24 protein-coding genes are annotated in these 25821 nt (G+C 71.3%); 9 read left to right on the top strand and 15 right to left on the bottom strand.

Annotation, left to right across the window (positions count from 1 at the left end; genetic code table 11):
* Positions 1-7: 7 nt before the first annotated feature.
* The 9 genes from ABD151_RS18180 to ABD151_RS18140 form a co-directional block, all read right to left on the bottom strand.
* Positions 8-2434, bottom strand: a complete 2427-nt coding sequence (locus ABD151_RS18180; RefSeq protein WP_343996234.1) for an NADH-quinone oxidoreductase subunit G — start codon at positions 2432-2434, stop codon at positions 8-10.
* On the bottom strand, positions 2431-3756 hold the full coding sequence (nuoF, locus tag ABD151_RS18175) for an NADH-quinone oxidoreductase subunit NuoF (RefSeq protein ID WP_343996233.1): 1326 nt from the start codon (positions 3754-3756) through the stop codon (positions 2431-2433). The genes ABD151_RS18180 and nuoF overlap by 4 nt, the downstream gene beginning before the upstream one ends.
* Complete coding sequence (gene nuoE, locus ABD151_RS18170) at positions 3753-4466, bottom strand: NADH-quinone oxidoreductase subunit NuoE (RefSeq protein ID WP_343996232.1); 714 nt, start codon at positions 4464-4466, stop codon at positions 3753-3755. The genes nuoF and nuoE overlap by 4 nt, the downstream gene beginning before the upstream one ends.
* On the bottom strand, positions 4463-5740 hold the full coding sequence (locus ABD151_RS18165) for an NADH-quinone oxidoreductase subunit D (RefSeq protein WP_343996441.1): 1278 nt from the start codon (positions 5738-5740) through the stop codon (positions 4463-4465). The genes nuoE and ABD151_RS18165 overlap by 4 nt, the downstream gene beginning before the upstream one ends.
* Before the next feature lie 83 nt (positions 5741-5823).
* On the bottom strand, positions 5824-6501 hold the full coding sequence (locus ABD151_RS18160; protein ID WP_343996231.1) for an NADH-quinone oxidoreductase subunit C: 678 nt from the start codon (positions 6499-6501) through the stop codon (positions 5824-5826).
* Positions 6498-7052, bottom strand: coding sequence for a NuoB/complex I 20 kDa subunit family protein (locus ABD151_RS18155; protein ID WP_343996230.1), 555 nt, complete (start codon positions 7050-7052; stop codon positions 6498-6500). The genes ABD151_RS18160 and ABD151_RS18155 overlap by 4 nt, the downstream gene beginning before the upstream one ends.
* A gap of 181 nt (positions 7053-7233) precedes the next feature.
* Complete coding sequence (locus ABD151_RS18150; protein ID WP_343996229.1) at positions 7234-7593, bottom strand: NADH-quinone oxidoreductase subunit A; 360 nt, start codon at positions 7591-7593, stop codon at positions 7234-7236.
* A 370-nt stretch (positions 7594-7963) separates the two neighbouring features.
* Complete coding sequence (locus ABD151_RS18145) at positions 7964-9268, bottom strand: geranylgeranyl reductase family protein (RefSeq protein WP_343996228.1); 1305 nt, start codon at positions 9266-9268, stop codon at positions 7964-7966.
* Between the two features lie 19 nt (positions 9269-9287).
* Positions 9288-9980 carry a demethylmenaquinone methyltransferase gene (locus ABD151_RS18140; protein ID WP_343996227.1) on the bottom strand — a complete coding sequence of 231 codons (693 nt, stop codon included), beginning with the start codon at positions 9978-9980 and terminating at the stop codon, positions 9288-9290.
* A 216-nt stretch (positions 9981-10196) separates the two neighbouring features.
* Here ABD151_RS18140 and ABD151_RS18135 point away from each other — a divergent pair, with 216 nt between their 5' ends.
* From ABD151_RS18135 to ABD151_RS18125, 3 genes are all read left to right on the top strand, one after another.
* Positions 10197-11165 (top strand): L,D-transpeptidase family protein, encoded by a 969-nt coding sequence (locus ABD151_RS18135; protein WP_343996226.1) that lies wholly within the window; start codon positions 10197-10199, stop codon positions 11163-11165.
* 55 nt (positions 11166-11220) lie between these two features.
* A complete protein-coding gene (locus tag ABD151_RS18130; protein WP_343996225.1) occupies positions 11221-12456 on the top strand; it encodes an isochorismate synthase in 1236 nt (411 codons plus the stop codon).
* A gap of 61 nt (positions 12457-12517) precedes the next feature.
* A complete protein-coding gene (locus tag ABD151_RS18125; protein WP_343996224.1) occupies positions 12518-14287 on the top strand; it encodes a sensor histidine kinase in 1770 nt (589 codons plus the stop codon).
* A gap of 14 nt (positions 14288-14301) precedes the next feature.
* Here ABD151_RS18125 and ABD151_RS18120 read toward each other — a convergent pair whose 3' ends face one another.
* Positions 14302-14937, bottom strand: coding sequence for an MBL fold metallo-hydrolase (locus ABD151_RS18120; protein WP_343996223.1), 636 nt, complete (start codon positions 14935-14937; stop codon positions 14302-14304).
* 122 nt (positions 14938-15059) lie between these two features.
* Between ABD151_RS18120 and ABD151_RS18115 the strand changes: the two genes are divergently transcribed.
* The gene (locus ABD151_RS18115; RefSeq protein WP_343996222.1) at positions 15060-16811 is read left to right on the top strand and encodes a sensor histidine kinase; all 1752 of its coding nucleotides are present in this window, start codon (positions 15060-15062) and stop codon (positions 16809-16811) included.
* A 113-nt stretch (positions 16812-16924) separates the two neighbouring features.
* Here the strand turns inward: ABD151_RS18115 and menD are convergent, their stop codons facing one another.
* From menD to ABD151_RS18100, 3 genes are read right to left on the bottom strand one after another with little or no spacing between them, the layout of a single operon-like run.
* Positions 16925-18532 (bottom strand): 2-succinyl-5-enolpyruvyl-6-hydroxy-3-cyclohexene-1-carboxylic-acid synthase, encoded by a 1608-nt coding sequence (gene menD / locus ABD151_RS18110; RefSeq protein ID WP_343996221.1) that lies wholly within the window; start codon positions 18530-18532, stop codon positions 16925-16927.
* A complete protein-coding gene (locus tag ABD151_RS18105; RefSeq protein WP_343996220.1) occupies positions 18532-19530 on the bottom strand; it encodes an o-succinylbenzoate synthase in 999 nt (332 codons plus the stop codon). Before ABD151_RS18105 ends, menD begins: the two co-directional genes overlap by 1 nt.
* A complete protein-coding gene (locus tag ABD151_RS18100) occupies positions 19527-20561 on the bottom strand; it encodes an AMP-binding protein (RefSeq protein WP_343996219.1) in 1035 nt (344 codons plus the stop codon). Before ABD151_RS18100 ends, ABD151_RS18105 begins: the two co-directional genes overlap by 4 nt.
* 60 nt (positions 20562-20621) lie before the next feature.
* Here ABD151_RS18100 and ABD151_RS18095 point away from each other — a divergent pair, with 60 nt between their 5' ends.
* The 4 genes from ABD151_RS18095 (at position 20622) to ABD151_RS18080 (ending at position 24022) form a co-directional block, all read left to right on the top strand.
* Positions 20622-21509, top strand: a complete 888-nt coding sequence (locus ABD151_RS18095) for a 1,4-dihydroxy-2-naphthoate polyprenyltransferase (RefSeq protein WP_343996218.1) — start codon at positions 20622-20624, stop codon at positions 21507-21509.
* 87 nt (positions 21510-21596) lie between these two features.
* Complete coding sequence (locus tag ABD151_RS18090) at positions 21597-22442, top strand: acyl-CoA thioesterase domain-containing protein (protein WP_343996217.1); 846 nt, start codon at positions 21597-21599, stop codon at positions 22440-22442.
* Between the two features lie 39 nt (positions 22443-22481).
* The gene (locus ABD151_RS18085; protein ID WP_343996216.1) at positions 22482-22604 is read left to right on the top strand and encodes a hypothetical protein; all 123 of its coding nucleotides are present in this window, start codon (positions 22482-22484) and stop codon (positions 22602-22604) included.
* A 62-nt stretch (positions 22605-22666) separates the two neighbouring features.
* Complete coding sequence (locus tag ABD151_RS18080; RefSeq protein WP_343996214.1) at positions 22667-24022, top strand: TrpB-like pyridoxal phosphate-dependent enzyme; 1356 nt, start codon at positions 22667-22669, stop codon at positions 24020-24022.
* Positions 24023-24199: 177 nt separating this feature from the next.
* On the opposite strand, the gene cds1 is transcribed toward ABD151_RS18080, so the two are convergent.
* Both cds1 and ABD151_RS18070 read right to left on the bottom strand, forming a co-directional pair.
* Positions 24200-25264 (bottom strand): L-cysteine desulfhydrase Cds1, encoded by a 1065-nt coding sequence (cds1, locus tag ABD151_RS18075; protein WP_343996212.1) that lies wholly within the window; start codon positions 25262-25264, stop codon positions 24200-24202.
* Positions 25261-25524: a DUF4229 domain-containing protein gene (locus ABD151_RS18070; protein ID WP_343996211.1), complete on the bottom strand. Its 264-nt coding sequence runs from the start codon at positions 25522-25524 to the stop codon at positions 25261-25263. The genes cds1 and ABD151_RS18070 overlap by 4 nt, the downstream gene beginning before the upstream one ends.
* A gap of 62 nt (positions 25525-25586) precedes the next feature.
* On the opposite strand from ABD151_RS18070, the gene ABD151_RS18065 reads away from it, so the two are divergent.
* A complete protein-coding gene (locus tag ABD151_RS18065; RefSeq protein ID WP_343996210.1) occupies positions 25587-25808 on the top strand; it encodes a hypothetical protein in 222 nt (73 codons plus the stop codon).
* The last annotated feature ends 13 nt before the right edge of the window (positions 25809-25821 follow it).

Below are 25821 nucleotides of genomic sequence, written 5' to 3'. Positions count from 1 at the left end.
GCGGGGATCACAGTCGAGCTCCCTTCACCGTCACCGCGGAGCCTGGCGAGGCGAGGCCCGCCAGGACGCCGCTGCCCAGGCTGTTGGCCGGCACCCAGACCACGTCGTCGGCGAGGTCGGCGACCTCGTACGGCAGGGTGACCTCGCCGCGGTCACCGGTGAGGGTGAGCGCGACCGCGCCCTGCAACGCGTTAGCCGTCGACGCCGACACCTTGGCCACGGCCGGACGCGCGGTCGCCGCCAGGGCCTTGTCGCCGTCCTGCATCACGCCGTTGTCGATCAACTGCTTCCAGGTGGCGAGCCAGAACCTGTTGGCGGCAAGGCGTCTCGGCTTCGCCTGCGCCGGCTCGAGGGCTGCGGCACGGGCGCCGTCCCAGGGGCCGAGGTCGGCCATCTCGCGCTGTGCCTCCTCGACGGTGCGGAAGCCGAGCGGGGCGCCCATCTCCTCGGCGATCCCGGCCAGCGAGCGCAGGTCCGGCAGCACGCCGGGCGCACTCAGCGCGGCGGCGAAGGAGCGCGGGCGGCCCTCCCAGTTCACGAAGGTGCCGGCCTTGTGGCTGGTCGGCGCGACCGGGAGGACGACATCGGCGAGCGCGGTGATCTCGGTGCTGCGCAGGTCGAGGGCGACCACGAAGTCGGCCGCCGCCAAGGCGGCCCGCGCGGCCTGCGGGTCGGGCAGGTCGTCGAGGCTGACCCCCGCAACGACGACCCCGCTCAGCTCCTTGCCGGCCAGGGCCGCGAGGATCTCCGAGGTGTCGCGCCCGGCGGCCTCCGGCAGGTGGGGCACGCCCCACGCCGTGGCGACGTCGACGCGTGCCGCGGCGTCCGCCACCGGGCGACCGCCGGGCAGCAGACCCGGAAGGCAGCCGGCCTCCAACGCGCCCCGGTCACCGGCCCGGCGCGGCACCCAGGCCAACCGGGCACCTGCGCTGCGGGCCAGCTCGGCAGCAGCGGCGAGCGCACCCGGACTGGTGGCCAGCCGCTCCCCCGCCAGGATCACCGAGCCCGCATCCAGGAGCCCCTCCTCGCCGAGCGACCGCAGGGCCTGTGCCTCGTCGCCGGGCGCGACCGGGATCACCCGAGCGGCGAGCTTGGCGGAGCCGCGGGTGGTGAGCGGCGCCAGCGTGATCACCCTGGTGCCGCTCTGCTGGGCCTTGCGCAGCCGCAGGAAGATCGCTCCCGCCTCGTCCTCCGGCTCCAGGCCGACCAGCAGCACCGTGCCGGCCTGCTCGAGGTCGCGGTAGGTGACCGGCATTGTGGTGACCACGTCGCTGGCCAGGAAGGCGGCCTCCTCTGCCGAGTGCGGACGGGCCCGGAAGTCGATGTCGTTGGTGCCGAGCGCCAGACGCGCGAACTTGGCGTAGGCGTAGGCGTCCTCGGCGATCAGCCGGCCACCCGTGAGCACCCCGACGCCTCGGGTGTCGCGGGCTGCCGCCAGGCCACGCGCAGCCACCGCGAACGCCTCCGGCCAGGAGGCCGCTCGCAGCTCACCGCTCGCCCCGTCGCGCACCAGCGGGTGGCTGAGCCGGTCCGCGGCGCGCGCGTACTGGAAGCCGAAGCGGTCCTTGTCGGTGATCCACTCCTCGTTGACCTCGGGGTCGTTGCCGGCCATCCGCCGGACCACCTTGCCGCGCCGGTGGTCGACCCGGATCGCGGCGCCGCTGGCATCGTGTTCGGTGACTCCCGGTGAGGAGACCAGGTCGAAGGGCCGCGAGCGGAAGCGGTACTCCGCGCTGGTCAACGCGCCGACCGGGCAGATCTGGATCACGTTGCCGGAGAAGTAGGAGTCGAACGGCACGCCCTCGGCGATGCCGATCTGCTGGTGCGCTCCGCGCTCGACGAGCTCGATGGACGGGTCGCCGGCGATCTCCTCGGCGAACCGGGTGCACCGCTGGCAGACGATGCAGCGCTCGCGGTCCAGCAGGATCTGCTCGGAGATCTGGATCGGCTTCACGAACGTGCGCTTGGTGCCCCCGGTCTCCGCGAAGCGGGACTCCCCCTGGCCGTTGCTCATCGCCTGGTTCTGCAAGGGGCACTCGCCGCCCTTGTCGCAGACCGGGCAGTCCAGCGGGTGGTTGATCAGCAGGGCCTCCATCACCCCGTGCTGCGCCTTGTCGGCGCCCGGCGAGGTGAGCTGCGTGTTGACCTGCATGCCCTCGGAGGCCACCAGCGTGCAGGAGGCCTGCGGCTTCATCCGGCCGGGCGGGCCCTGCATCTGCCGCAGCTCGCCGTCCGGGCCGGGCAGGGCCACCTCCACCAGGCACTGGCGGCAGGCGCCGACCGGCGCGAGCAGCGGGTGATCGCAGAAGCGCGGGATCTGCACGCCGATCTGCTCCGCCGCCCGGATCACCAGCGTGCCCGGGGGAACGCTCACCGCGACACCGTCGATGCTCAGCGTGACCAGGTCGGCCCTCTCGGGCGCTCCGGCGCTCATACGGATGCTCCTTCCGCGGCGAACAACGTGGACGCGACCGGATCGAACGGGCAGCCGCGGTTGGTCAGGTGCGCCAGGTACTCCTCGCGGAAGTACTGGATCGAGGAGGTGATCGGGCTGGTCGCGCCGTCGCCGAGCGCGCAGAAGGAGCGCCCGAGGATGTTGTCGCACTGGTCGAGCAGCAGCGCGAGCATCTTCTCGCCGTCCTCGGGGGCGATCGTGCCGGCCTCCATCTTGGCGAGGTTCTGCACCAGCCACCAGGTGCCCTCACGACACGGCGTGCACTTGCCGCACGACTCGTGCTTGTAGAACTCGGTCCAGCGCAACACCGCTCGTACCACGCAGGTGGTCTCGTCGAAGATCTGCAGCGCGCGGGTGCCCAGCATCGAGCCGGCCGCCCCGACCGACTCGTAGTCCAGCGGCATGTCGAGGTGCTCGGCGGTCAGCAGCGGCGTGCTGGAGCCACCGGGCGTCCAGAACTTCAGCTCGTGACCCTCCCGGATGCCGCCGCCGAGGTCGAGCAGCTCGCGCAGGGTGATCCCCAACGGCGCCTCGTACTGGCCGGGACGCTTCACGTGCCCGGACAGGCTGTAGATCACATGGCCCTTGGACTTCTCGGTGCCCATCGCGGAGAACCACTCGGCGCCGTTGGCCACGATCGCCGGGACCGAGGCGATCGACTCGACGTTGTTGATCACGGTCGGGCTCGCGTAGAGGCCGGCGACGGCGGGGAACGGCGGGCGGAGCCGCGGTTGGCCGCGGCGCCCCTCCAGCGAGTCGAGCAGGGCGGTCTCCTCGCCGCAGATGTAGGCACCGGCACCGGCGTGGATGACCAGGTCGAGGTCGTAGCCCGAGCCGTGCACGTCCTTGCCCAGGTGCCCGGCGGCGTAGGCCTCGCGGACGGCGTTCTGCAGCCGCCGGATCACGTGCAGCACCTCGCCGCGCACATAGATGAACGCGTGGTTGGCGCGGATCGCGTAGGCCGACAGGATGACGCCCTCGACCAGCGTGTGCGGACTCGCCATCATCAGCGGGATGTCCTTGCAGGTCCCCGGCTCCGACTCGTCGGCGTTGACCACCAGGTACTTGGGCTTGGGCAGGTCCTGCGGGATGAAGCTCCACTTCATCCCGGTCGGGAAGCCCGCGCCGCCGCGCCCGCGCAGGCCCGAGTCCTTGACCATCGTGATCACGTCGTCGGGCTGCAGCTCGGTCAGCGCCTTGCGCAGGGCGCCGTAGCCGCCGCGCGCCTCGTAGGCGGCCAGTGACCAGGACCGGTCGTCGCCCCAGTTCGCGGTCAGGACCGGGGTCAGGGTGTCGGTCACCGTGCTGCCTCCTCGCCGTCGGCGCGTGGCGCGCTCCAGTCGTTCTCGCGCGCGATCTCCAAGCCGGCAAGGGATGCAGCGCCCGCGGCAGGGCCGTCGTCCGCACGGCCGTCGTCGAATCCGGCCAGCACCCGCTCGGCCTCGCGCCAGGTGCACAGCCGCGGACCGCGGGTCGAGGAGACCTCGACACCGGCCCGCAGGTCGTCGACCAGATCGGTCGCCGACGTCGGCGTCTGGTTGTCCATGAACTCCCAGTTGACCATCACCACCGGGGCGTAGTCGCAGGCCGCATTGCACTCCACGTGCTCGAGCGAGACGGTGGCCTGATCGCCCGGACGGCGCTCGGCGACCTCGTCGTTGCCGACGTCGAGGTGCTGCTTGAGGCGCTCGAAGATCAGGTCTCCGCCCATCACCGCGCAGAGCGTGTTGGTGCAGACGCCGACGTGGAAGTCACCGACCGGGCGGCGCTTGTACATGGTGTAGAAGGTGGCCACGCCGGAGACCTCGGCCGCGGTGATGCCGAGCAGGTCGGCGCAGGCCTGGATTCCCTCCGGGGTGATCCGGCCCTGAGCGCTCTGCACCAGGTGCAGCATCGGCAGCAGGCCGGAGCGGGCCTCGGGGTAGCGCGCAGCGATCTCCGCGAGCTCGGCGAGCGTGGCGTCGGTGATCGCCGAGCTCATCGGTCCCTGGCTCGCCTCGGACGCGGTCATCGGTCCACCCCTCCCATTACCGGGTCGATGCTGGCGATCGCGACGATCACGTCGGCCACCATGCCGCCCTCGCTCATCACGCTCGTCGCCTGCAGGTTGGTGAACGACGGGTCGCGGAAGTGCACCCGGTACGGCCGCGTGCCGCCGTCGCTGACCACGTGCGCGCCGAGCTCGCCGCGCGGCGACTCCACCGGCACGTACGCCTGCCCCGCCGGCACCCGGAAGCCCTCGGTGACCAGCTTGAAGTGGTGGATCAGCGCCTCCATCGACTCACCCATGATGTGCCGGATGTGGTCGAGGCTGTTGCCCATGCCGTCGGAGCCGATCGCCAGCTGGCTGGGCCAGGCGATCTTCTTGTCGGCCACCATCACCGGGGCTCCGTCCAGCCCCGCAAGGCGATCCACGCACTGCTCGACGATCCGCAGCGACTCGTGCATCTCGTTGAGCCGGATCCGGAAGCGGCCGTAGGAGTCGCAGGTGTCCCAGGTCTGGACGTCGAAGTCGTACGTCTCGTAGCCGCTGTAGGGCTGCGTCTTGCGCAGGTCCCAGGCATAGCCGGTGGAGCGCAGCACCGGGCCCGAGATGCCGAGCGCCAGACAGCCCTCGAGATCGAGGTGGCCGACGCCTTCGAGGCGAGCCTTGAAGATCGGGTTGGCGTTGCACAGCGCCGCATACTCGGGCAACCGCTTCTTCATCAGGGTGATGAAGCCGCGGATCTCGTCCAGCGCTCCGGCCGGCAGATCCTGGGCGACCCCGCCGGGGCGGAAGAACGCATGGTTCATCCGCAGCCCGGTGATCAGCTCGAAGAGGTCGAGCACCAGCTCACGCTCGCGGAAGCCGATCGTCATCACGGTCAGCGCGCCGATCTCCATGCCGCCGGTGGCGATCGCGACCAGGTGACTGGAGATCCGGTTGAGCTCCATCAGCAGGACCCGCATCACCTGTGCCTTCTCCGGCACGTCGTCGGTGATGTCGAGAAGTCTCTCCACGCCGAGCACGTAGGTCATCTCGTTGTAGAACGGGGAAAGGTAGTCCATCCGGGTGCAGAACGTGACGCCCTGCGTCCAGGTGCGGTACTCCATGTTCTTCTCGATGCCCGTGTGCAGGTAGCCGATGCCGCACCGGGCCTCGGTCACCGTCTCGCCCTCGAGCTCGAGGATCAGCCGGAGCACACCGTGGGTGGAGGGGTGCTGCGGCCCCATGTTGACCACGACCCGCTCGTCGGCATGCTCGCCGATCCCCTCGACCAGGGTGTCCCAGTCCTGGCCGGTCAACGTGTAGACCCGGCCGCTGGTCGTCTCGGAGGCGCCTGCGTAGGCGTCGGTGCTGTTCGCGTTGGTTGAGCTTGTCGACACCATCAGTTGTAGCTCCTGCGCTGGTCCGGCGGGGGCACGGTTCCGCCCTTGTACTCCACGGGGATGCCGCCGAGCGGGTAGTCCTTGCGCTGCGGGTGCCCCGGCCAGTCGTCGGGCATCTGGATCCGGGCCAGGGCGGGATGGCCGTCGAAGATCAGGCCGAAGAAGTCCCAGGCCTCGCGCTCGTGCCAGTCATGGGTGGGATAGAGGGCCACCGTGCTGGGCAGGTGCGGGTCGCCGTCCGGGCAGGTGGTCTCGACCCGGATCCGGCGGTTGTAGCTCATCGAGAGCAGGCTGTAGACGGCGTGCAGCTCGCGGCCGGCGTCGTCGGGGTAGTGGACGCCGCTGACGCCCGCGGAGAACTCGAAGCGCAGGGCGGGATCGTTGCGCAGCTTCTCCATCGCGGCGTAGAGCGAGCCGCGCGGCACGTGGAAGGTGACCTCGCCACGGTGGATGACCACCCGCTCGACCAGGTCGCCGAGGGCATCGGCCACGGTGTCGAACCAGCCGCCGTATGGCCGGGTCGCCGCGCCGGGGAAGACCTTCGGCGCGACCAGCCCGCCGTAGCCGGAGGTGTCGCCGGAGCCGTTGCTGCCGAACATCCCCGTGCGCTGGCCGATCTGCTCGCCGCCGAGTGCGGCGTCCGCCTCGACGATCTCCTTGCCCTGGCTCTCCGTCATCGCAACAACCCCCGCTGGTCGGAGGTCGGCAGCGCGACCAGCCCGGCCGCCTCCAGCTCGACGATCTGGTCGCGGCGGTTCTTGCCCAGCTTGGTGTGCTGGACCTGGTCGTGCAGCTTGAGGATCGCGTCGATCAGCATCTCCGGGCGCGGCGGGCAGCCGGGCAGGTACATGTCCACCGGCACCACGTGATCGACGCCCTGGACGACGGCGTAGTTGTTGAACATCCCCCCGCTGCTGGCGCAGACGCCCATCGCCAGCACCCACTTGGGCTCGGCCATCTGGTCGTAGATCTGCCGCAGCACCGGCGCCATCTTCTGGCTGACCCGGCCGGCCACGATCATCAGGTCCGCCTGGCGCGGGCTGGCCCGGAACACCTCCATCCCGAACCGGGAGAGGTCGTACTTGGGCCCGCCGGAGGTCATCATCTCGATCGCGCAGCAGGCCAGGCCGAAGGTCGCCGGCCAGAAGGAGGCCTTGCGCATGTACCCGGCCACGCCCTCGACCGTGGTCAGCAGCACCCCGCTCGGGAGCTTCTCCTCAATACCCATCACAGACTCCGATCAGAACGTCGCGCACTCAGCTCCACTGAGGGTTGAGCTGAGGGTTGAGCTGAGGGTTGGGAGGCGCTGTGCAGGCCAAGGCCGAGGAGGGAAGGCGACCTCCGTGCGGAGCGCAGCGGAGCGGTCGACGACCGACGAGAACGCAGGCATGTGCAGTGCATCTCGGCCCTCAGTCCCAGTCCAGGCCGCCGCGCCGCCATACATACGCATAGGCGACGAAGACCGTGGCGATGAAGATGACCATCTCGACGAGGCCGAAGAAGCCCATCGCGTCGTAGTGGACGGCCCACGGGTAGAGGAAGATGATCTCGATGTCGAAGACGATGAAGAGCATCGCGGTGATGTAGTACTTCACCGGGAAGCGGCCCCCGCCGACCGCCTGAGGCGTCGGCTCGATGCCGCACTCATAGGCGTCGAGGCGGGCCCGGTTGTAGCGGCTCGGCCCGGTGGCCATGCTCATCACGATCGAGAAGACAGCGAAGCCGGTGGCCAGGATGACCAGTCCGAGGACCGGGGTGTAGAGCTCCATGGTGACCTCCCCAGACTTTGTGAATGCATTCACGAATGACGTAGGTCACATCCTATGAGGCATGAATCACATTGGTGAAGGGCAAACCGCAACCGTTTCGAAAATTCCCGCATCCCGTGCCCTCAAAGGGAATTACCCAACACCGGCATGCCCTAATTGCCCTCCGTGGGGATAGTCCCTGACGAACGGCCCCCGACACGCCGCACGAGAGGTGCCGAACGTTCGGCAGCGGCGAGCAGACGACGCCAAGCCGCGACTTCGTCGTCCGGGATCGCGAAGTCGGCGATTCGTGCCACTCGGCGGCGCTGACGAACGAAGAGCCCCTGAGAACGGCGTTCTCAGGGGCTTTTCGTCAGGACCATCGAGAAGGTCAGGCGTTGGGGGCGGCCTTCGCAAGCGCGTTGATGATCTTGTCGTGGGCGTCGCCGTCGCGGGGATCGGTGAGGTTCGCCATCAGCTTGAGGACGAAGCGCATCAGGCTCTTGCGCGGCAGGCCGTACTTGGTCGCCTGCTTCATGAAGGTGGGGTTGCCGACCATCTTGGCGAAGACCCGGCCCAGGGTGAAGTAGCCGCCGTAGGCGTCGTCGAGCGCCTTCTGGTAGCCGTAGAGAACGGCCTCGCGGGCTGCTCCCTCCGGAACCGCGAGCGCCGAGACGATGGTGTCGGCGGCCATGTGGCCCGCCTCCAGCGCGTAGTCGATGCCCTCGCCGTTGAACGGGTTCACCATGCCGCCGGAGTCGCCGACCAGGAGCAGGCCCCGGCCGTAGTGGGGCTTGCGGTTGAAGCCCATCGGCAGCGCCGCCGACTTGATCGGGGCGACCAGGTTCTCGTCGGTGAACCCGAAGGCCGGGTCGACGTGCGCCAGCCAGCGCCGCATCGAGTCCTTGTAGTCCATGTTCTGGAAGGCCGAAGAGGTGTTCAGGATGCCGAGGCCGACGTTGGCGGTGCCGTCGCCGAGCGGGAAGATCCAGCCGTAGCCGGGCAGCTTGTTGCTCTCGCCGGGCTTGCCGTCCCACAGCTCCAGCCACGACTCCATCCACTCGTCGTCGTGCAGCGGGGTCGTGTAGTAGGCGCGACAGGCGACCGCCATCGGCCGGTTCTCCCGGCGCTCGATGCCCATCGCCGTGGCCAACCGGGCGCTGACGCCGTCACAGCCGACCACGATCGGGGCCCGGTAGGTGACCTCGTCGCCCACCTTGCGGCCACGCTCGTCGACCGGCTTCGCCGTGACGCCGACGACGCGGCCGGTGCGCTCATCGAGCACCGGCCCGGTCACTGCGGTCAGCTCCTGGAGCCGGGCACCCGCCTTCTGCGCATGGCGGGCCAACAGCTCGTCGAGCTGCATCCGGGCCCGGGCCATGCCGTAGGACGGGAACGAGTCGAGCTCCGGCCAGGGCAGCTCGATGCGGTGGCCGGCGCCGACGATCCGCAGCCCCTTGTTCCGCTGCCAGCCCGGCTCGTCGAGGTCGAAGCCCATCGCCAGCAGCTGCTTGACCGCACGCGGGGTCAGCCCGTCGCCGCAGATCTTGTCGCGCGGGAAGGTGCCCTTCTCCAGGAGCAGGACGTCGACGCCGGCGTTGGCCAGGTGGAATGCGGTCGCGGCACCGGCCGGGCCCGCGCCCACCACGATCACCTGTGCGTCGAAGCCGGCGCCGCTGGGAGTGGAGGAGGTCATCGGGTCTCCTTGCGAAAGGTCAGTGGGCGTAGGCGCGGTGCAGCGCGACGATGCCGCCCGACAGGTTGCGGATCTCGCACGAGCTCCAGCCTGCCTGATGGATCAGCCGCGCCAGCCCCTGCTGGTCGGGCCAGGCCCGGATCGACTCGGCCAGGTAGACGTAGGCGTCCGGGCTCGACGACACCGCGCGGGCGACCGCGGGCAGCGCCTTCATCAGGTACTCGATGTAGACCTTGCGGAACAGGACGTTCGTCGGGTGGCTGAACTCGCAGACCACCAGGCGCCCACCGGGCTTGGTGACCCGGCGCAGCTCGGAGAGGCCCGCCACCGTGTTCACGATGTTGCGCAGCCCGAAGGAGATGGTGACCGCGTCGAAGGTGCCGTCGGCGAAGGGCAGCTTGGTGCCGTCGCCGGCGGTGAAGGCCAGGTGCGGCTTGGCCTTCTTGCCCACCTGGAGCATGCCGAGGGAGAAGTCGCACGGGACCACGGTCGCGCCACGGTCCGCGAACGGCTGGCTGGAGGTGCCGGTTCCGGCGGCCAGGTCCAGGATCAGCTCACCGGGCTGTGGTGCGACGGCGTCGAGCACGTCCTTGCGCCACCGGCGGTCCTGGCCGAGCGACAGCACGTCGTTGGTGATGTCATAGCGCCGCGCCACGGCGTCGAACATGCGTCGGACGTCGCGCGGGTCCTTGTCCAGGTCGGCTCGGGTCACCGGGCAACCGTACTCGGCGCGGTTCGGATCGGCGGCATCGGATCACCCCCGCGAGGAAGTGACGGCTCGGCGCATCCACCCGCCCGTTCGGTGCACATGCCCGACGGCTCGGCGTCCCACGCTCTGCCCCTTCGGTGCGTCACGATGGAGTGCAACCTTTTGGGGCACTCCGGCGTCAATACGAGTGACTGCTTCGATGAGACTCGGGAGGAACGCATGAAAGCGCTGCGGATGACCCTGCTGGCCAGCCTGGTCGGCGCCTTGCTGATCGTGATCGCCTATGGAGCCGGTTACGCCACCCGGCACCTGGACGACCGCTCCGCGGACCATGCCGACGCGCCGCGGGCCACCGCGACGACGGATCCCGGCGAAGGGGCCACCAGCGACTCCCCGAACGGCTCCGACTCCCCCGAGGCCACCCAGACCCCTGATCCGGGCCAGGCCACCGACACCCCCGAGACCTCCCCGCCGTCCGGCGGCGACGCCGAGGACCCCGAGCCCACCCAGGAGCCGAAGCCCACCAAGCCCGCGCTCACCCCCGGGCCCGCGATCCTCTCCCCCGGCGACGACGGCGCCGAGGTCCGCGAGCTGCAGGCGCGACTCAAGCAGATCGCCTGGCTCTCCGGCCCGGTCGGCGAGGAGTACGACGCCACCACCCGCGAGGCGGTTCGCGGCTTCCAGGCCAAGCGCGAGATCCCGGTCACCGGCGAGGTCGACCAGCGCACCATGAACCGGCTGCTGGCGATGACCCACGAGCCCACCAAGGCGGAGCTCTTCAACCTCGCCCCGCCGTCGGCCAGCACCGGCGCCGCGCTCGACCCGCGCTGCACCACCGGCCGTGTGCTCTGCATCGACAAGTCCAGCCGCACCGTGCGCTGGGTCGTCGACGGCGAGGTCCAGCAGACGCTCGAGGTCCGCTTCGGAGCCTCCTCGACCCCGACCCGCGAAGGCGCGTTCTCGGTGCAGAGCAAGTCGCGCTATCACGTCTCCTCGCTCTACGACAGCGAGATGCCGTTCGCGATGTTCTTCTCCGGCGGCCAGGCCGTGCACTACTCCTCCGACTTCGCCGCGCGCGGCTACTCCGGCGCCTCCCACGGCTGCGTCAACGTCCGCGACCGCGCCGGGATCGAGTGGCTGTTCGACCAGGTCGCGGTGGGCGACAAGGTGATCGTCTACTGGAGCTGAGCAGATCGGCACCAGGCACCGCTCGGCGGCACCTACAGGCGTAGGCTGAGCCGCCATGAGCGGCACTGCACCCCGGGTGGTCACCACCGTCGCGGTCGACACGATCGACGGCTCGCTACTCGACCTCGTTCCCGCCGAGTCGCCGCTCAGCTGGCTGCGGCACGGTGACGGCGTGGTCGGCTGGGGCAGCGTGGCCAGCATCCGCACCACGGGTCCCACCCGGTTCGCGGACGCCGCCAAGTGGTGGAGCGAGCTGATCGCCAACGTCGAGATCATCGACGAGGTCGACCAGCCCGGCACCGGCCCGATCTGCTTCGGCACCTTCGGCTTCGCCGACGAGCCGGGCGACTCGGTGCTGGTGATGCCGGAGGTGGTCGTCGGCCGCCGCGGCGAGGTGACCTGGGTGACCACCGTCGACGGCGCCAGCGCCGATCTCGGCCCCCAGCCCGCCCCGCATGCGCCCACCGTGACCTTCGCGGACGGCGCCCGCAACGGCGAGGAGTGGATGAGCGCGGTCGCCGAGGCGGTCGCCCGGATCAACCGCGGCGACCTGGAGAAGGTGGTGCTGGCCCGCGACCTGCTGGCCACCGCCGACGCGCCGATCGACGTCCGGTGGCCGTTGGCCCGGCTCGCCGAGGAGTACCCGACCTGCTGGACCTTCCACGTCGACGGGATGTTCGGGGCCACCCCGGAGATGCTGGTGCGCCGCGAGCGCGGCCTGGTCACCTCGCGGGTGCTGGCCGGCACGATCCGCCGCACCGGTGACGACGAGCGCGACCTCGCCCTGGCCGCGGCGCTGGCCCGCTCCTCGAAGGACCTGGAGGAGCACGAGTACGCGGTGCGCTCGGTGGCCGAGGCGCTGGAGCCGCACTGCACCGGGATGAACGTTCCCGACGTCCCGTTCGTGCTGCACCTGCCCAACGTGATGCACCTGGCCACCGACGTCACCGGGGTCGTCCACGACGGCGCCCAGGCCGGAGCCGCGGTCTCCTCGCTGCGCCTGGCCGAGGCGCTGCATCCGTCGGCCGCCGTCGGTGGCACGCCGACCACGACCGCGGTCGCACTGATCGCCGAGATCGAGGGCATGGACCGGGGCCGCTATGCGGGCCCGGTGGGCTGGATGGACGCCAGCGGTGACGGCGAGTGGGGCATCGCCCTGCGCAGCGGCGAGGTGGACGGCGACACCGTCCGCCTCTTCGCCGGCTGCGGGATCGTCGGCGACTCGGTGCCCGAGGCCGAGCTGGCCGAGTCCCAGGCCAAGTTCGTGCCGGTCCGCGACGCGCTCAGCTGATTCCGAAAAGTTCGCTGTTCCAAACTGCGTCACGTCGGGGCGCTTCGACCGTCTCTCGGGCATGTCCGAGAGCAGCGCAGTCCGCCTGCGGCGCCCCACCTACGGGTCGCCACAGCCCGCTGTGCCGTTTCCGATCATCGGACCGCATACGCGGGAGCGGACCCGCGCTGTTCTGGAACAGCTTGCCGCGCTGACTGGCTTCCGGGTCGCGGCGCTCAGCATCGTGCGCACCGGGCAGGACCTGATCCAGATGACGGAGGTGGTCGGCGCCGAGCTGAGCCAGTCTGACAAGGAGCAGACCTGGATCCCGCTGAGTCGGTGGCTGCGCGACGGCGTCGAGCGCGAGCAGTGGGGGATCTGGATCTTCCGTCCGTCAAGCTCCCAGCATCCCGACGACTGCCGCTACGACTGGCACATCGAGCCGAGCCCCAGCGGCGGCGACTGGGACCCGGCCCACGCGTTGGCGTGCGAGCTCCGCGACACCGACGGCAACCTGCGTGGTGCGCTCCACCTCGACGCGCCGGTGGACGGCCGGGTGCCGCCGCCGGAGGCCCGCGCCCAGCTCGACGCGGTCGGCAGGATGGCAGTCCAGTCCATGATGAGCATCATCGAGGCCGAAGACGCCAGGCAACGCGCCGAGATGGCCGTCGGCGCGCGACAGATCGCGGAGACGGCCCCCGCCGCGCCGGCCCACGAGCACTCGACCGCGATCCGCCAGGCCTTGATGTCGACCTTCGGGCTGGATGAGATCACGGTCTACTGGTTCCACCCCAACACGGCGTCCCTGCTGCCCCGACCGGCTCCGGCTCCCGAAGCGCGATCCGCAGCGATCCGGAGCTGGCGCCAAGGCACCGCCCTCGTCGTCCCGCCGCAGAGCCCCGGCGGCGCCTCCGTTCTTCATCTCCCGATCGGCGACGACACCACCTGTTACGGGATGCTGGTGCTGGAGCGTCGCACCCACCCGGCGCCCTGGAGCCCCGCTGAGATCGCCGGCGCCGTCACGATCGGGCGCGACCTCGGGCGCCAGCTGACCGAACGTGAGATCCGGCGGCGCCTGCACCGGGAGGTGGAGGACCTGCGCGCCGAGGTCAACAACCGAGCCCAGATCGCGGCATCGGTGGCCCACGACCTGGCCTCGCCGCTGCACGCGATCCGCAACTACATCGACCTGCTCGACCACCCTTCGGTGACCGGCGAGGAGCAGCGGCGCAGCCTTCTCGACGCGCTGCGCAACGGCACCGCCCAAGCCGCCGAGCTGGCAGCCCAGCTGAGCCTGCTCGCCGAGGAGCGCGCTCCTCGGGACGCCCCGATCACCGACCTCGCACCCTTGCTCCAGGAGACCCTCGACCTCCACGGACCGGCCGCCGAGTCGAAGGACCAGGTGCTGAGCGCCACGATCGTCGAGCCGACCCTGGTCGCGCTGGCCGGCCTCGACCTCTCCCGGATCCTGACCAACCTCACCGGCAACGCCCTCAAGTACACCCCGCCCGGTGGGAGCGTCGAGGTGCTGGTGACCCACCTCGGCGGCGAGGCGGTGATCACCTGGCGCGATACCGGTGTCGGGATCGCCCCCAACCAGCTGCCGCGGGTCTTCGAGGAGTTCTACCGCGCGCCGGACAGCTACACCCAGGCCCAGCCCGGCACCGGTCTCGGCCTGCCGATCGTCAAGCGCCTGGTCGAGAACGCCCACGGCCAGGTCCAGGTGCGCTCACAGCTCGGGGTCGGCACCACCGTGGAGGTGCGGCTGCCGCTGGCCGACCCGGCGTCCACGGACCCGGCTTCGGCACCGGCGACCTCGACCCGGTCCTGGCGGATTCCCACCACCGGCTGAGCCGCGCGCCGCGGTCAGTCCAGGTCGGCGCCGTCCGCGATCCGCAGGTAGCGCTGGTCCGTGCCGAGCAGCGCCTTCATCTGGGTCTCCAGGACGCCGTGCGCGAACTCGGTGTAGATCCGGTCGTGGATCGCCAGGTTCGTCGGCGCACCGACCGCGCGGGCGAAGTCGACGGCGTCGGCCGAGCGCAGCCACGGCGCACTCGACGGCACCAGCAGCACGTCGACGGCCGCCTGCGGCAGGGTCAGCGCGTCACCGGGATGGAAGACGGCTGTGCCACCGAGGTCGAACAGGTACCCGCTGTTGTCGAAGTGCGGCAGGTCGGGGTGGATCACCGCGTGCTTCTCGCCGACCACCTCCACCCGCACCCCGAGGTCGAGGACCTGACCGGGCTCGACGACGTGCAGCCGCTCGGCGGCCTCGGGCACCTCGGCACGGATCTTCGCCGCGACCGCGTCGATCGTGTGGATCGCAGCGGTGCCCGCACGCAGCAGCTCCGGCTGGTAGTGGTCGGCGTGCTCATGGGTGATCAGGACGGCGTCCGCGCCCTCCAGCACGTCGGCGTCGGCGAAGATGCCCGGGTCGACGACCAACGTGACTCCGGCGTGCTCCAGGCGCACACAGGCATGGCCGAACTTGGTGATCCGCATGCCGCCGATCCTAGTGGCGCGTGTCGCAAAATAAATTCATCTGGCACCTACAGATGCCTGGTCGAGTCGCTACGGTGAGCACAGCGCTTCCGTGCCCCCGGGCCGCTGACGAGTGAGGTGACATGACCGACTCCGTTTACCACTACAACCGCCAGGCCGAGTCACCGCGACACTTCATCGAGGCCGGCGCACCGCGGGCCGCACGGGCGCTCTCCCTGGTCGATCCGATCACCCGCAAGAAGTTGCGCGACGTCCTGCACGAGCTGACCGACCTGACCGGCTTCGCCGTGGCCGGCTTCAACCGGGTCCGCGACGACGGCTACATCCAGCTGGTGGAGACGGTGGGCACCTCGCTGAGCGACGCCGACCTGGAGCGCACCGCACTCCCGCTGGAGCTGTGGCATCGCGCCGTCGGCCAGACCGCGCACTGGGGCGGCTGGCTCTACACCGCGGCCGCCGACTGCCCCGACGAGATCCGCGACTTCCTGCTGATCGCCGAGGGCGAGCCGCCGGCCACCGACCCCGAGCTGTGGGACCCGTACTGCGGGCTCGACTTCCCGATCCACGACGACAACGGCGCACTGGTCGGCTCCTTGGGCATCGACCTGCCCCGCGACGGCAAGGTGCCGCCCCCGGAGCGGCACCACCAGCTCAACGCGGTCGGCCGGCTGGCAGCGCGCAGCGTGCTCGCCATCGTCGAGCGCGACCTGGCCCTGCAGCGGGCCCGGATCGTGCAGGCCACGCACAACGCCTCGGTGCGCGCGAGCCGCGCCGCCTCGGTGCCCGAGCTGGTCGCCGACGCGATCGAGGGGATCACCAACGGCATCGACGCCGACCAGGTGACGGCCGGGTGGTTCCACCCCGCCGTCCTCGATCTGCGGATGCCCAGCGACCCGGCCCTGGCCGACCAACGGCTCGCGGTGGTCAACGTCTGGCACCGCGACACGGTGCTCCGCGTGGTCGAGTCCGGCGGCGGACACCAGCACGGCGCCTCCCCGGAGACCCTGCTGCTGCCGATCGGCGACGACACCGCCTGCTACGGCGCGCTGGTGGTGCGCCGCTCCTCGACCCGGGCCTCGTGGACCCGCGCCGAGCTGGAGGGGGCCCGCGCGATCGCGGTCGAGCTCGCGCACGCGATCAGCGCCTACCTGGTGCGCAACCGCCTGCACGACCAGCTCGATGCGCTGCGCGGCGAGATCGACCATCACGTCCAGGTCGCGGCCTCGGTCGCGCACGACCTGGCCAGCCCGCTGCACGCGATGGCCAACTACCTCGACCTGCTCGAGGAGCGCTCGCTCGCCGACCCCGCGCTGCGTGCCCGGCTGCTCAGCGCGCTCCGCGCCGGCACCACCCAGGTCACCGACGTCGCCGAGCAGCTGCAGGTGCTGCACGGCGAGCGCCACGACCAGGAGGGGCACACCCTCGACCTCGCCCCGCTCTTCGACGAGGTGCTGCACCTGCACCAACCGCAGGCCGAGCAGGGCCGGCAACTGCTCGAGGCCCGGATCGAGACCGACCACACGCTGACCCACGGCAACCGCAGCGACCTGCGGCGGGTGCTGGTGAACATCACCTCGAACGCGCTCAAGTACACCCCGGCCGAGGGCAGGATCGAGCTCAGCCTGCGCGAGGACGGCGACCAGCTCGTGCTGGAGTGCCGCGACACCGGAATCGGGATCGCCGAGCGCCAGCTCCCCCACGTCTTCGAGGAGTTCTACCGGGCCCCCGACCCCTGGGCGCGCTCGCGGCCCGGCACCGGGCTCGGCCTGCCGATCGTGAAGCGGCTGGTCGAGGACCTCGGCGGCAGCGTCCGGCTGACGTCGGCGCTCGGCGTCGGCACCAGTGTCGAGGTCAGGCTGCCGCGCGTCGCCTGAGCCAGCCGCCGAGGGCGCACACATGGCAAGCGAGGTTGCGCTGCCGTCTGCCCTTGGTGCGCCCTCGGGGGATGCTTCTGCGCCCTCGGGGGATATTTTGTGCGCCCTCGGGGCTAGGGGCTGGCGACCAGGGCGCGCAGCCGCGCATCGAGCTCGCGGCGGTTGTCGCGACGCACCCGCACCTCGATCACCTCGATGCCGCCGTTGGGCGAGGCCAGCGCCTGCTCCAGCTCGGGCAGCGACTCCACCCGCCAGTGCGGCGTCCGGGTCGAGGCGCAGAGCGCACCGAGGTCGACCCCGTGCGGGGTGCCGAAGATCTTCTCGAAGCGGTCGCCGTAGGTGGGCGCTCCCTGCTCGAGCATGGTGAAGATCGAGCCGCCGTCGTCGTTCACCACGACGATGGTCAGGTCCGGGCGCTCCTCCTCGGGCCCGAGCACCAGGCCGTTGGTGTCGTGCAGGAAGGTCACGTCGCCGACCAGCGCGAAGCTCCGCTCGCTCTGCGGGCGTCCCAACGCGGCCCCGATCGCGGTGGAGAGGGTGCCGTCGATCCCGGCCAGTCCGCGGTTGGCGATCACCCGCCGTCGCTGGCCCACCGGGTGCGGGCGCGCCATCAGGTCGAGGTCGCGCACCGGGCTGGAGGCGCCGAGCACCAACAGCCCCGACGGCGGCAGCGCGGCGCTCACCGCAGCAGCCACCTGGTACGGGGTCAGGTCGCCCTCACCGGCCACCAGCGCATCGATCTGCGCAGACAGCGCACGGTCGGCGCGACGCCACTCCTCGAGCCAGACCGGGTCGTCGGCCTCGGCGCGCAAGGCCTCAGCCTGCACGTCGACGGCGAACGGTCGCCGCGGCCAGATCCCGCGCGAGGGCAGCGCGACCACCTCGACGTCGTCGCGCTCCAGCAGCTGCGCGACCGGACGCGACAGGGTCGGGTGCCCGGCGACGACGACCCGCTCGATCCGGGCGCCGAGCTCGCCGGCCAGCAGCAGCCGGTAGCTGCGGATCGCATGCCGGCCGGTGCGCGCGCCGCTGCTCGGCTCCGCCAGCAACGGCCAGCCGGCCGCCTCGGCGAGCTGCCGCGCGGCCTTGCCGGCGTCGTCTCCTGCGACCACCACGGTCCGCGGGCCCAGGGGGAGCTCGGTCACCGCCGGGGTCGGCCGCGGCGCCACGGCGACCGGCTCCGGGATCAGCCGATCCGCCCAGGGTGCGTCGGGGACCAGGGGCAGGTCGAACTGCACGTTCACGTGCACGGGCTGCTCGCAGCGGGCCAGCGCGGTCCGCAGCTCCGAGCGGTCCACGCCGTCAGCGATGTCGAAGCAGGGCACCTCGCGGCCGAAGATGCCGACCTGATCGGTGGTCTGGCTGGCGCCGGTGCCGCGCAGGCGGGCCGGCCGATCCGCGCTCGCCACCACCAGGCCGATGCCCGAGTGCGCCGCCTCCAGGACCGCCGGGTGCAGGTTCGCGACCGCCGTACCGGAGGTGCAGACCACCGCAGCCCGGCGACCGACCTTGCTCAGGCCCAGCGCCAGGAAGCCCGCGCTGCGCTCGTCGATGCGGGTGTGCAGCCGCAGCCATCCGGCCTGCTCGGCCTCCCAGGCCGCGAAGGCCAGCGGTGCGTTGCGCGAGCCCGGCGAGAGCACCAGCTCGCGGACACCCGCAGCCGCGAGCTCTTCGAGGAGCTCACGGGCGAGTCGGGTGGAGGGATTGGCGGGCGGCAACATCACCGACGATCATCCCGCACGCCTGCGCCGGAGCTGCGCGCGGCGTCCCGGAAGGCATGCACCTCGGCGAGTCGGGCTGCCCACCAGTGCTGACGCTCCACCGGCGCCGCCACCTCGGCCAGCAGCGCGCGGTCCACCGCCAGCTCCCCCGGACGCCGCACCGGCAGCATGCCGTCCACCGGGAGCAGCCGGTCGCGGACCACGTCGTCGACGAGCAGCTGGCCGGTCGCCAGGCCGCAGGCATGCGGAAGCTCGGGCAGAGCCGCCGCCAGCGCCACCCCCGCGGCCAGGCCCAGCGTGGTCTCCAAGGCACTGGAGACGACGACCGGCAGGCCGATCTCCTCGGCGATCCGCAGGCAGGCCCGCACCCCGCCGAGCGGTTGGACCTTGAGCACCGCGATGTCCGCGGCCTCCAGGTCGCGCACCCGGTAGGGATCGCCGGCGCGACGGATCGACTCGTCGGCGGCGATCGGCACCTCGACCCTGCGCCGCACCTGCGCCAGCTCCTCGACGGTCTTGGCCGGCTGCTCGACGTACTCCAGTCCGTGGGCGGCGGTGTCGAGCGCACTGATGGCGACGATCGCCTCCTCGACGCTCCAGCCGCCGTTCGCGTCGACCCGGATCAGCCCGTCGGGGCCGATCGCGTCGCGCACCGCCTCGATCCGGGCCAGGTCGTCGGCCAGGCTCTGGCCCCGCTCGGCCACCTTCACCTTCGCGGTGCGGCAGCCGCCCTCGCGCACGATCCGGTGCGCACGCTCGGGATCCGTCGCCGGCACCGTCACGTTGACCGCGACCGCGTCGCGGACCGGCTCGGGCCAGTCCCCCGCGGCGGCCTCCTCGGCGCAGCGCAGCCACGGCTCGACCTCCGCGGTGCCGTACTCCAGGAACGGGCTCCACTCGCCCCAGCCGCGCTCTCCGCGGATCACGGCCCCCTCGCGGACGTCGATCCCGCGGAACCGGGTCCGCAGCGGGCTCTGCCACACGATCAGGTCGCTCATCGCGCCTCCTGCGCCAGTCGTCGGATCGCTGCCCGGTCGGGCTTCCCGTTGCTCAGCAGGGGCAACTGCGCAACGGCGACGACGTCACGCGGCGCCCACGCCCGGGGCGAGGTCTCGGCGACCCAGTCACGCAGCACCGCGAGCTCCGGCAGGCGGGCTCCGGTCACCACCGCGACCACCCGCTGGCCCCACTCGGGGTCGAGGACGCCGACCACCTCGACCAGCTCGACGTCCGGGTGCTCGCGCAGCCGCGCCGCCACCGCCGGCAGCGGCACGTTCACGCCACCGCTGATCACCACGTCGTCGGCGCGGCCCAGCACCTGCAGCCGCCCGTCCACGATCCGGCCGAGGTCGCTGGTCAGGTACCAGCCGTCGTGCAGGGTGGCCGCGGTCAGCTCCGGGTCGTCGAGGTAGCCGGAGAAGACGGTCGCCCCGCCCAGCCGGATCAGGCCGGCCTCGTCGATCCGCACCTCGACCCCGGGCAGTGCGACGCCGTCGTAGACACAGCCGCCGGAGGTCTCGCTGGCTCCATACGTGGCGACCACGCGGACGCCGGCCGCCTCGGCCCGGGCGCGCAGCGCCGGATCGATCGGGCCGCCACCGAGCAGCACGGCGTCGAGCCGGGCCAGTGCGGCGAGCGCGGCACCGCCGTCGGTGACGATGCGGTGCAGCTGGGTCGGCACCAACGAGGCGTAGCCGACGCCGTCGAGGCGCTCCACCGCGGCGGCCCAGTCGTCGTCCACCTCGATCGGCGCAGCGCCGGCGAGCAACGAGCGGATCGCGACCTGGAGTCCGGCGACGTAGCTGATCGGCAGCGCCAACAGCCAGCGCCCCGGTGCCCCGAGCCGCTGGTGGGTCGCCTCAGCGGAGGCGAGCATGGCGCGCCGGGAGAGCAGCACCTGCTTGGGGCGCCCGGTGGAGCCCGAGGTGGCGACCACGAGCGGCTCCGGCTCGCGCGTTGCGGCGAGCCAGCGCTCCAGTGCCGCGACCACCTCCTGGGTGGTGCCGTGCACCGGCCGCAAGAAGTTCACCCGGGCAAGGCTATCCCCGCAGCATGTGCGCTCGGGCGGCACATGCTTGAATCGCTGATCATGGCTTCCCCGTCACAGTGGCTCGCCGGTGCGCGGCCCCGCACCCTGCCCGCTGCCCTTGCTCCCGTCCTGGTCGGAACCGGCGTCGCCGCCCACACCGTCGACGCCGTGTGGTGGAAGGCCGCGGTCGCCCTGGTGGTCGCCCTGGCGCTGCAGATCGCGGTCAACTACGCCAACGACTACTCCGACGGCATCCGCGGCACCGACGAGGACCGGGTCGGTCCGCTGCGCCTGGTCGGCTCCGGGCTGGTCCCGCCGGAGCAGGTGAAGCGCGCGGCGTTCCTCAGCTTCGGCGTCGCCGCCGTCGCCGGCCTGGCCCTGGCCGTCACGACCAACCCGTGGCTGATCGCCGTCGGCGTGCTGTGCATCCTGGCCGCCTGGTTCTACACCGGCGGCAGCAAGCCCTACGGCTACCTGGGCCTGGGCGAGGTGATGGTCTTCGTCTTCTTCGGCCTGGTCGCGGTGATGGGCACCACCTACGTGCAGACCGAGAGCACCTCACGCGACGTGGTGCTGCCGTCGCTCTACGGCGCGATCGTGGCCGGTGCGATGGCCTGCGCGATCCTGGTGCTCAACAACCTGCGCGACATCCCCACCGACCGCGAGTCCGGCAAGATCACGCTGGCCGTGCGCCTGGGCGACGGCGGCACCCGCCGGCTCTTCGCCGTGCTGATCGCCGCTGCGGCCGCCGGAGTCGTGGCGCTGGCAGCCAGCACCACCTGGTGGGCGCTGGTCGGCCTGGTCGTGGTGCCGATGAGCGGCCGGCCACTGCGCCGGGTGCTCTCCGGCGCCGACGGTCGTGCGCTGATCCCGGCACTGGCCCAGATCGGCATGGCCCAGCTCGGGTGTGCCGTTGCTCTCTTTGTCGCACTGGTGGCGACAGCCTGAGGCACTCAGTGCCACACTTTGCGCAGTGTGCAATGAGCTGACCGGCGAGACGCCTGCCAGCAGTACGGCCGGAACCAAGGAGTGACCATGGAGATCGTCTTCTTCCAGCGCGATGGAGAGCGCCTCGTCCCCACCGACGTCGCGCGCAGCCTGTGGTCGGCCGACCAGATGCACGGCGTGGCGATCAGCGGAGCACTCGCCCGCGCCGCCGAGCAGGCGATCGTGGCCGAGGGCGGCGCCGACCTGGTCCCCGCCCGCCACACCGTCGACCTCTTCCGGCCCGCCAAGATGGCGCCCTGCTCGTTCGCCACCACGGTGGTGCGCAAGGGCAACCGGCTCGGCCTGGTCGACGTCTCCCTGGTCCAGGAGGACGAGGTGATGGCCCGCGCCTCCGTGCTGTTCCTGATGCCCACCGAGGAGCCGCCGGGCGAGGTGTGGAAGCGGAGCACGCCGCTGCCGCCGCTGCCCGACGTCCCGGTCGCCGGCCCGGACGACGTCCGCCCGCCGTTCTTCCTCAGCGGCGACGAGTGGTCGCAGAACTTCGGCGCGCACCAGAACGCGGAGCACAAGACGATCTGGAACACCGTGCCGCAGGTGGTCGCCGGCGAGAGCTCGACGAGCTTCACCGCTGCGGCCGCCGTCGCGGACTCCACGACCCTGGTCACCAACTGGGGCAGTGCCGGCGTCAACTACATCAACGCCGACGTCACGCTCACCCTGTCGCGCCAGCCGGTGGGTCGCGAGATCGGCCTGACCGCGCTCGACCACACCTCGCACGCGGGCATCTCGGTCGGCAGTGCGCTGGTCTTCGACCGGGCCGGGGCGCTCGGCACCACCATCGTCACCGCGCTGTCCAACGCGAAGCGCACGGTGAACTTCGGCGCGGTCTTCGACGGCAAGCGCGGTGACCAGGATCCGACCAGTCGGGTCTGAGCCGCACCGCCGTCACCGTGACGGCGTTAGATTGACCCCATGACGTGGCTCATCATCCTGCTGGTGGTCGTGATCGGCGTTGCGGCCTACAAGTTCCGCGCGCCGATCCTTGCGAAGGTGCTCGGGCAGTCGCGCTCGCGGATCGACCGCCACCTCAAGTAAGCCACCCACCGACGCCGCCGCCCTCGCGGCGCGCTGTTCTGCGCCCACACCCAGGAGAGCCCATGAGTGAGCCCCGCAAGTTCCTGCTCGACGAGTCGGAGATGCCGACGCACTGGTACAACGTCGTCGCCGACCTGCCGACGCCGCCGCCCCCGCCGCTGCACCCGGGCACCCACCAGCCGGTCGGCCCCGACGACCTGGCGCCGCTGTTCCCGCCGGAGCTGATCGCCCAGGAGGTCACCACCGAGCGCTGGGTGGAGATCCCGGAGGCCGTGCGCGAGGTCTACGCGCAGTACCGTCCCTCCCCGCTGATCCGGGCCCGCAACCTGGAGCAGAAGCTCGGCACCCCGGCCCGGATCTACTACAAGTACGAGGGCGTCTCGCCGGCCGGCTCGCACAAGGTGAACACCTCGGTGCCACAGGCGTACTACAACAAGATCAACGGGATCACCCGGCTCACCACCGAGACCGGTGCGGGCCAGTGGGGCACCGCGCTCTCCTACGCCTGCGCGCTCTTCGACATGTCGTGCGAGGTGTGGCAGGTCGGCGCCTCCTTCGACACCAAGCCTCAGCGCCGGACCCTGATCGAGACCTTCGGCGGCACCGTGCACCGCTCGCCGTCGCGGATGACGGAGTCGGGCAAGGCCTTCCCCGAGGACCACCCGGGCTCGCTCGGCATCGCGATCTCCGAGGCCGTCGAGCTGGCCGCGCAGGACCCGGAGGCCAAGTACGCCCTGGGCTCGGTGCTCAACCACGTGCTGCTGCACCAGACCGTGACCGGCGAGGAGGCGCTCAAGCAGCTGGCCAAGACCGGCGAGAGCGGCGCCGACGTCGTCATCGGCTGTGCCGGCGGTGGCTCCAACTTCGCCGGCATCGCGTTCCCGTTCCTGCGCGAGAAGCTGGCCGGCAACCAGAGCCCGAGGATCATCGCGGTGGAGCCGTCCTCGTGCCCGACGCTGACCCGTGGCGAGTACCGCTACGACTTCGGCGACACGGCGGGCCTGACCCCGCTGATGAAGATGTACACGCTCGGCCACGACTTCGTGCCGTCCACCATCCACGCGGGCGGGCTGCGCTACCACGGCATGGCGCCGCTGGTCTCGCACACCGTGCACGAGGGCCTGATCGAGGCCACCGCACTGCACCAGACCGAGTGCTTTGAGGCCGCGGTCGAGTTCGCCCGCACCGAGGGCATCGTCCCGGCACCCGAGTCCTCGCACGCCCTCGCCCAGGCCCGCCGTGAGGCGCTGGAGGCCAAGGAGTCCGGCGAGGAGAAGGTGATCGTCGTCCTGCTGTCCGGCCACGGCCTGCTCGAGCTCGGCGCCTACGACCAGTTCCTCTCCGGCCGCCTCGAGGACGACCCGCTCTCCGAGGACGACCTCCAGGCCGCCCTCGCCGGCGTCCCCGAGATCGCCTGACCCCGGAGAGCCTCCCCCCACCAACACCTGACCGGTAGTCCCTGACGTTTGGCCCCTGAAATCGACGATTTCAGGGGCCGAACGTTCGTCAGCGCGCGATCGTCCCTAACGTTTTGGTCGCTGCTACCCGCGTGTCGGCAACCAAAACGTTAGGGACGATCCCGGAATGCGCTGGCGTCAGAGGGTGCCGGTGGTCAGGAAGGCGTCGAGGGCGGCGGCGTAGGGGGTGGGGTCGATGCCCTGGGCGGAGAGCCAGTCGTCGTTGAAGTAGGTGTCGGCGTAGCGCTCGCCGCCGTCGCAGATCAGGGTGACCACCGATCCGGTGCGGCCGGTGGCGCGCAGCTGCGCCACCTTGTGCAGAGCGCCCCACAGCGCCGTGCCGGTGGAGCCACCGACCAGGCGGCCGGTGATCTCGCTGCACCAGCGCGCAGCGGCCACCGAGGCCGCGTCCGGCACCGCCAGCACCTCGTCGACGACGGTCGGGATGAACGAGGGCTCCACCCGCTGCCGGCCGATCCCCTCGATCCGCGAGGAGCGGTCCGTGGTGACGCTCGGGTCGCCGCTGGCGTACGACGGCGCGAAGGCGGAGTTCTCCGGGTCGACGACGCAGACCCGGGTGTCCAGACGCCGATAGCGCACGTAGCGCCCGATCGTCGCCGACGTGCCACCGGTTCCGGCACCGACCACGACCCACTCGGGCACCGGGTGCGGCTCGAGGGCCAGCTGCTCGAAGATCGACTCGGCGATGTTGTTGTTGCCGCGCCAGTCGGTGGCCCGCTCGGCGTAGGTGAACTGGTCCAGGTAGTGCCCGTCGCACTCCGCGGCCAGCCTGCGGGCCTCGGCGTAGATGGTGGCGCCGTCGTCCACGAAGTGGCAGCGCCCGCCGTAGAACTCGATCAGGGCGATCTTCTCCGGCGACGTCGAGCGCGGCATCACCGCCACGAACGGCAGGCCCAGCAGCCGCGCGAAGTAGGCCTCGGAGACGGCGGTCGACCCCGAGGACGCCTCGATCACGGTGGTGCCCTCGCCGATCCAGCCGTTGCACAGCGAGTAGAGGAACAGCGACCGCGCCAGGCGGTGCTTCAGCGAGCCGGTGGGGTGCACCGACTCGTCCTTGAGGTACAGCTCCACGCCCCAGGACGGCGGCAGCGGGAAGACGTGCAGGTGGGTGTCGGCCGAGCGGTTGGCGTCGGCCTCGACCTTGCGCAGCGCCTCGTTCAGCCAGGCGCGCCCGCCCGTCACTCTTCGCCGTCCTCCTTGGCGCGACGCTCCTCGAACTTGGCGGCGGCCCGCGACGCCCGGGCGTCGACCTTGGCCGCGAACTGCTCGCGCTGCGGGTTGAGCACGAAGAACGAGGCGATGCCGCTGATCAGGAAGGCGATCACGATCGCCCAGACCACCGGAACGTCGTCCGCGACGAGACTCCAGACACCGACCACGATCGCGAACGCGCCGACCAGCAGGCCGAGCCTCATCAGGGTGTAGACCACGAACTCCTTCACCCTCCCAGCCTAAGCGGTTCGCACAACGTGGCTGCTGGGGGTCGGCCAACTATCCTGGAGGCGTGGGCAAGTTGCTGCTTCTGCTGATCGTGATCGCCGTGGTCATCTACCTCGTGGTGCGCACGGTGGAGACCCGTGGTCACCCGTTCCGTCGACCCCCGGGCCGGCGCCCGTCGGGCGGTGGCCGCGGACCCTCGCGGCCCGTGGCGCCCGACGACGATCCCGAGTTCCTGCGGGACCTCAACCGGCGTCGCAAGAAGCGCGACCCGGACTCCCCCGAATAGCCGACCGTCCCCC

This window comes from Nocardioides dubius, from assembly GCF_039528155.1.
Classification (GTDB): Bacteria; Actinomycetota; Actinomycetes; order Propionibacteriales; family Nocardioidaceae; genus Nocardioides; species Nocardioides dubius.
Note: the sequence above shows the minus strand (reverse complement) of the source record. Positions and strands in the feature narration are given on the sequence as shown.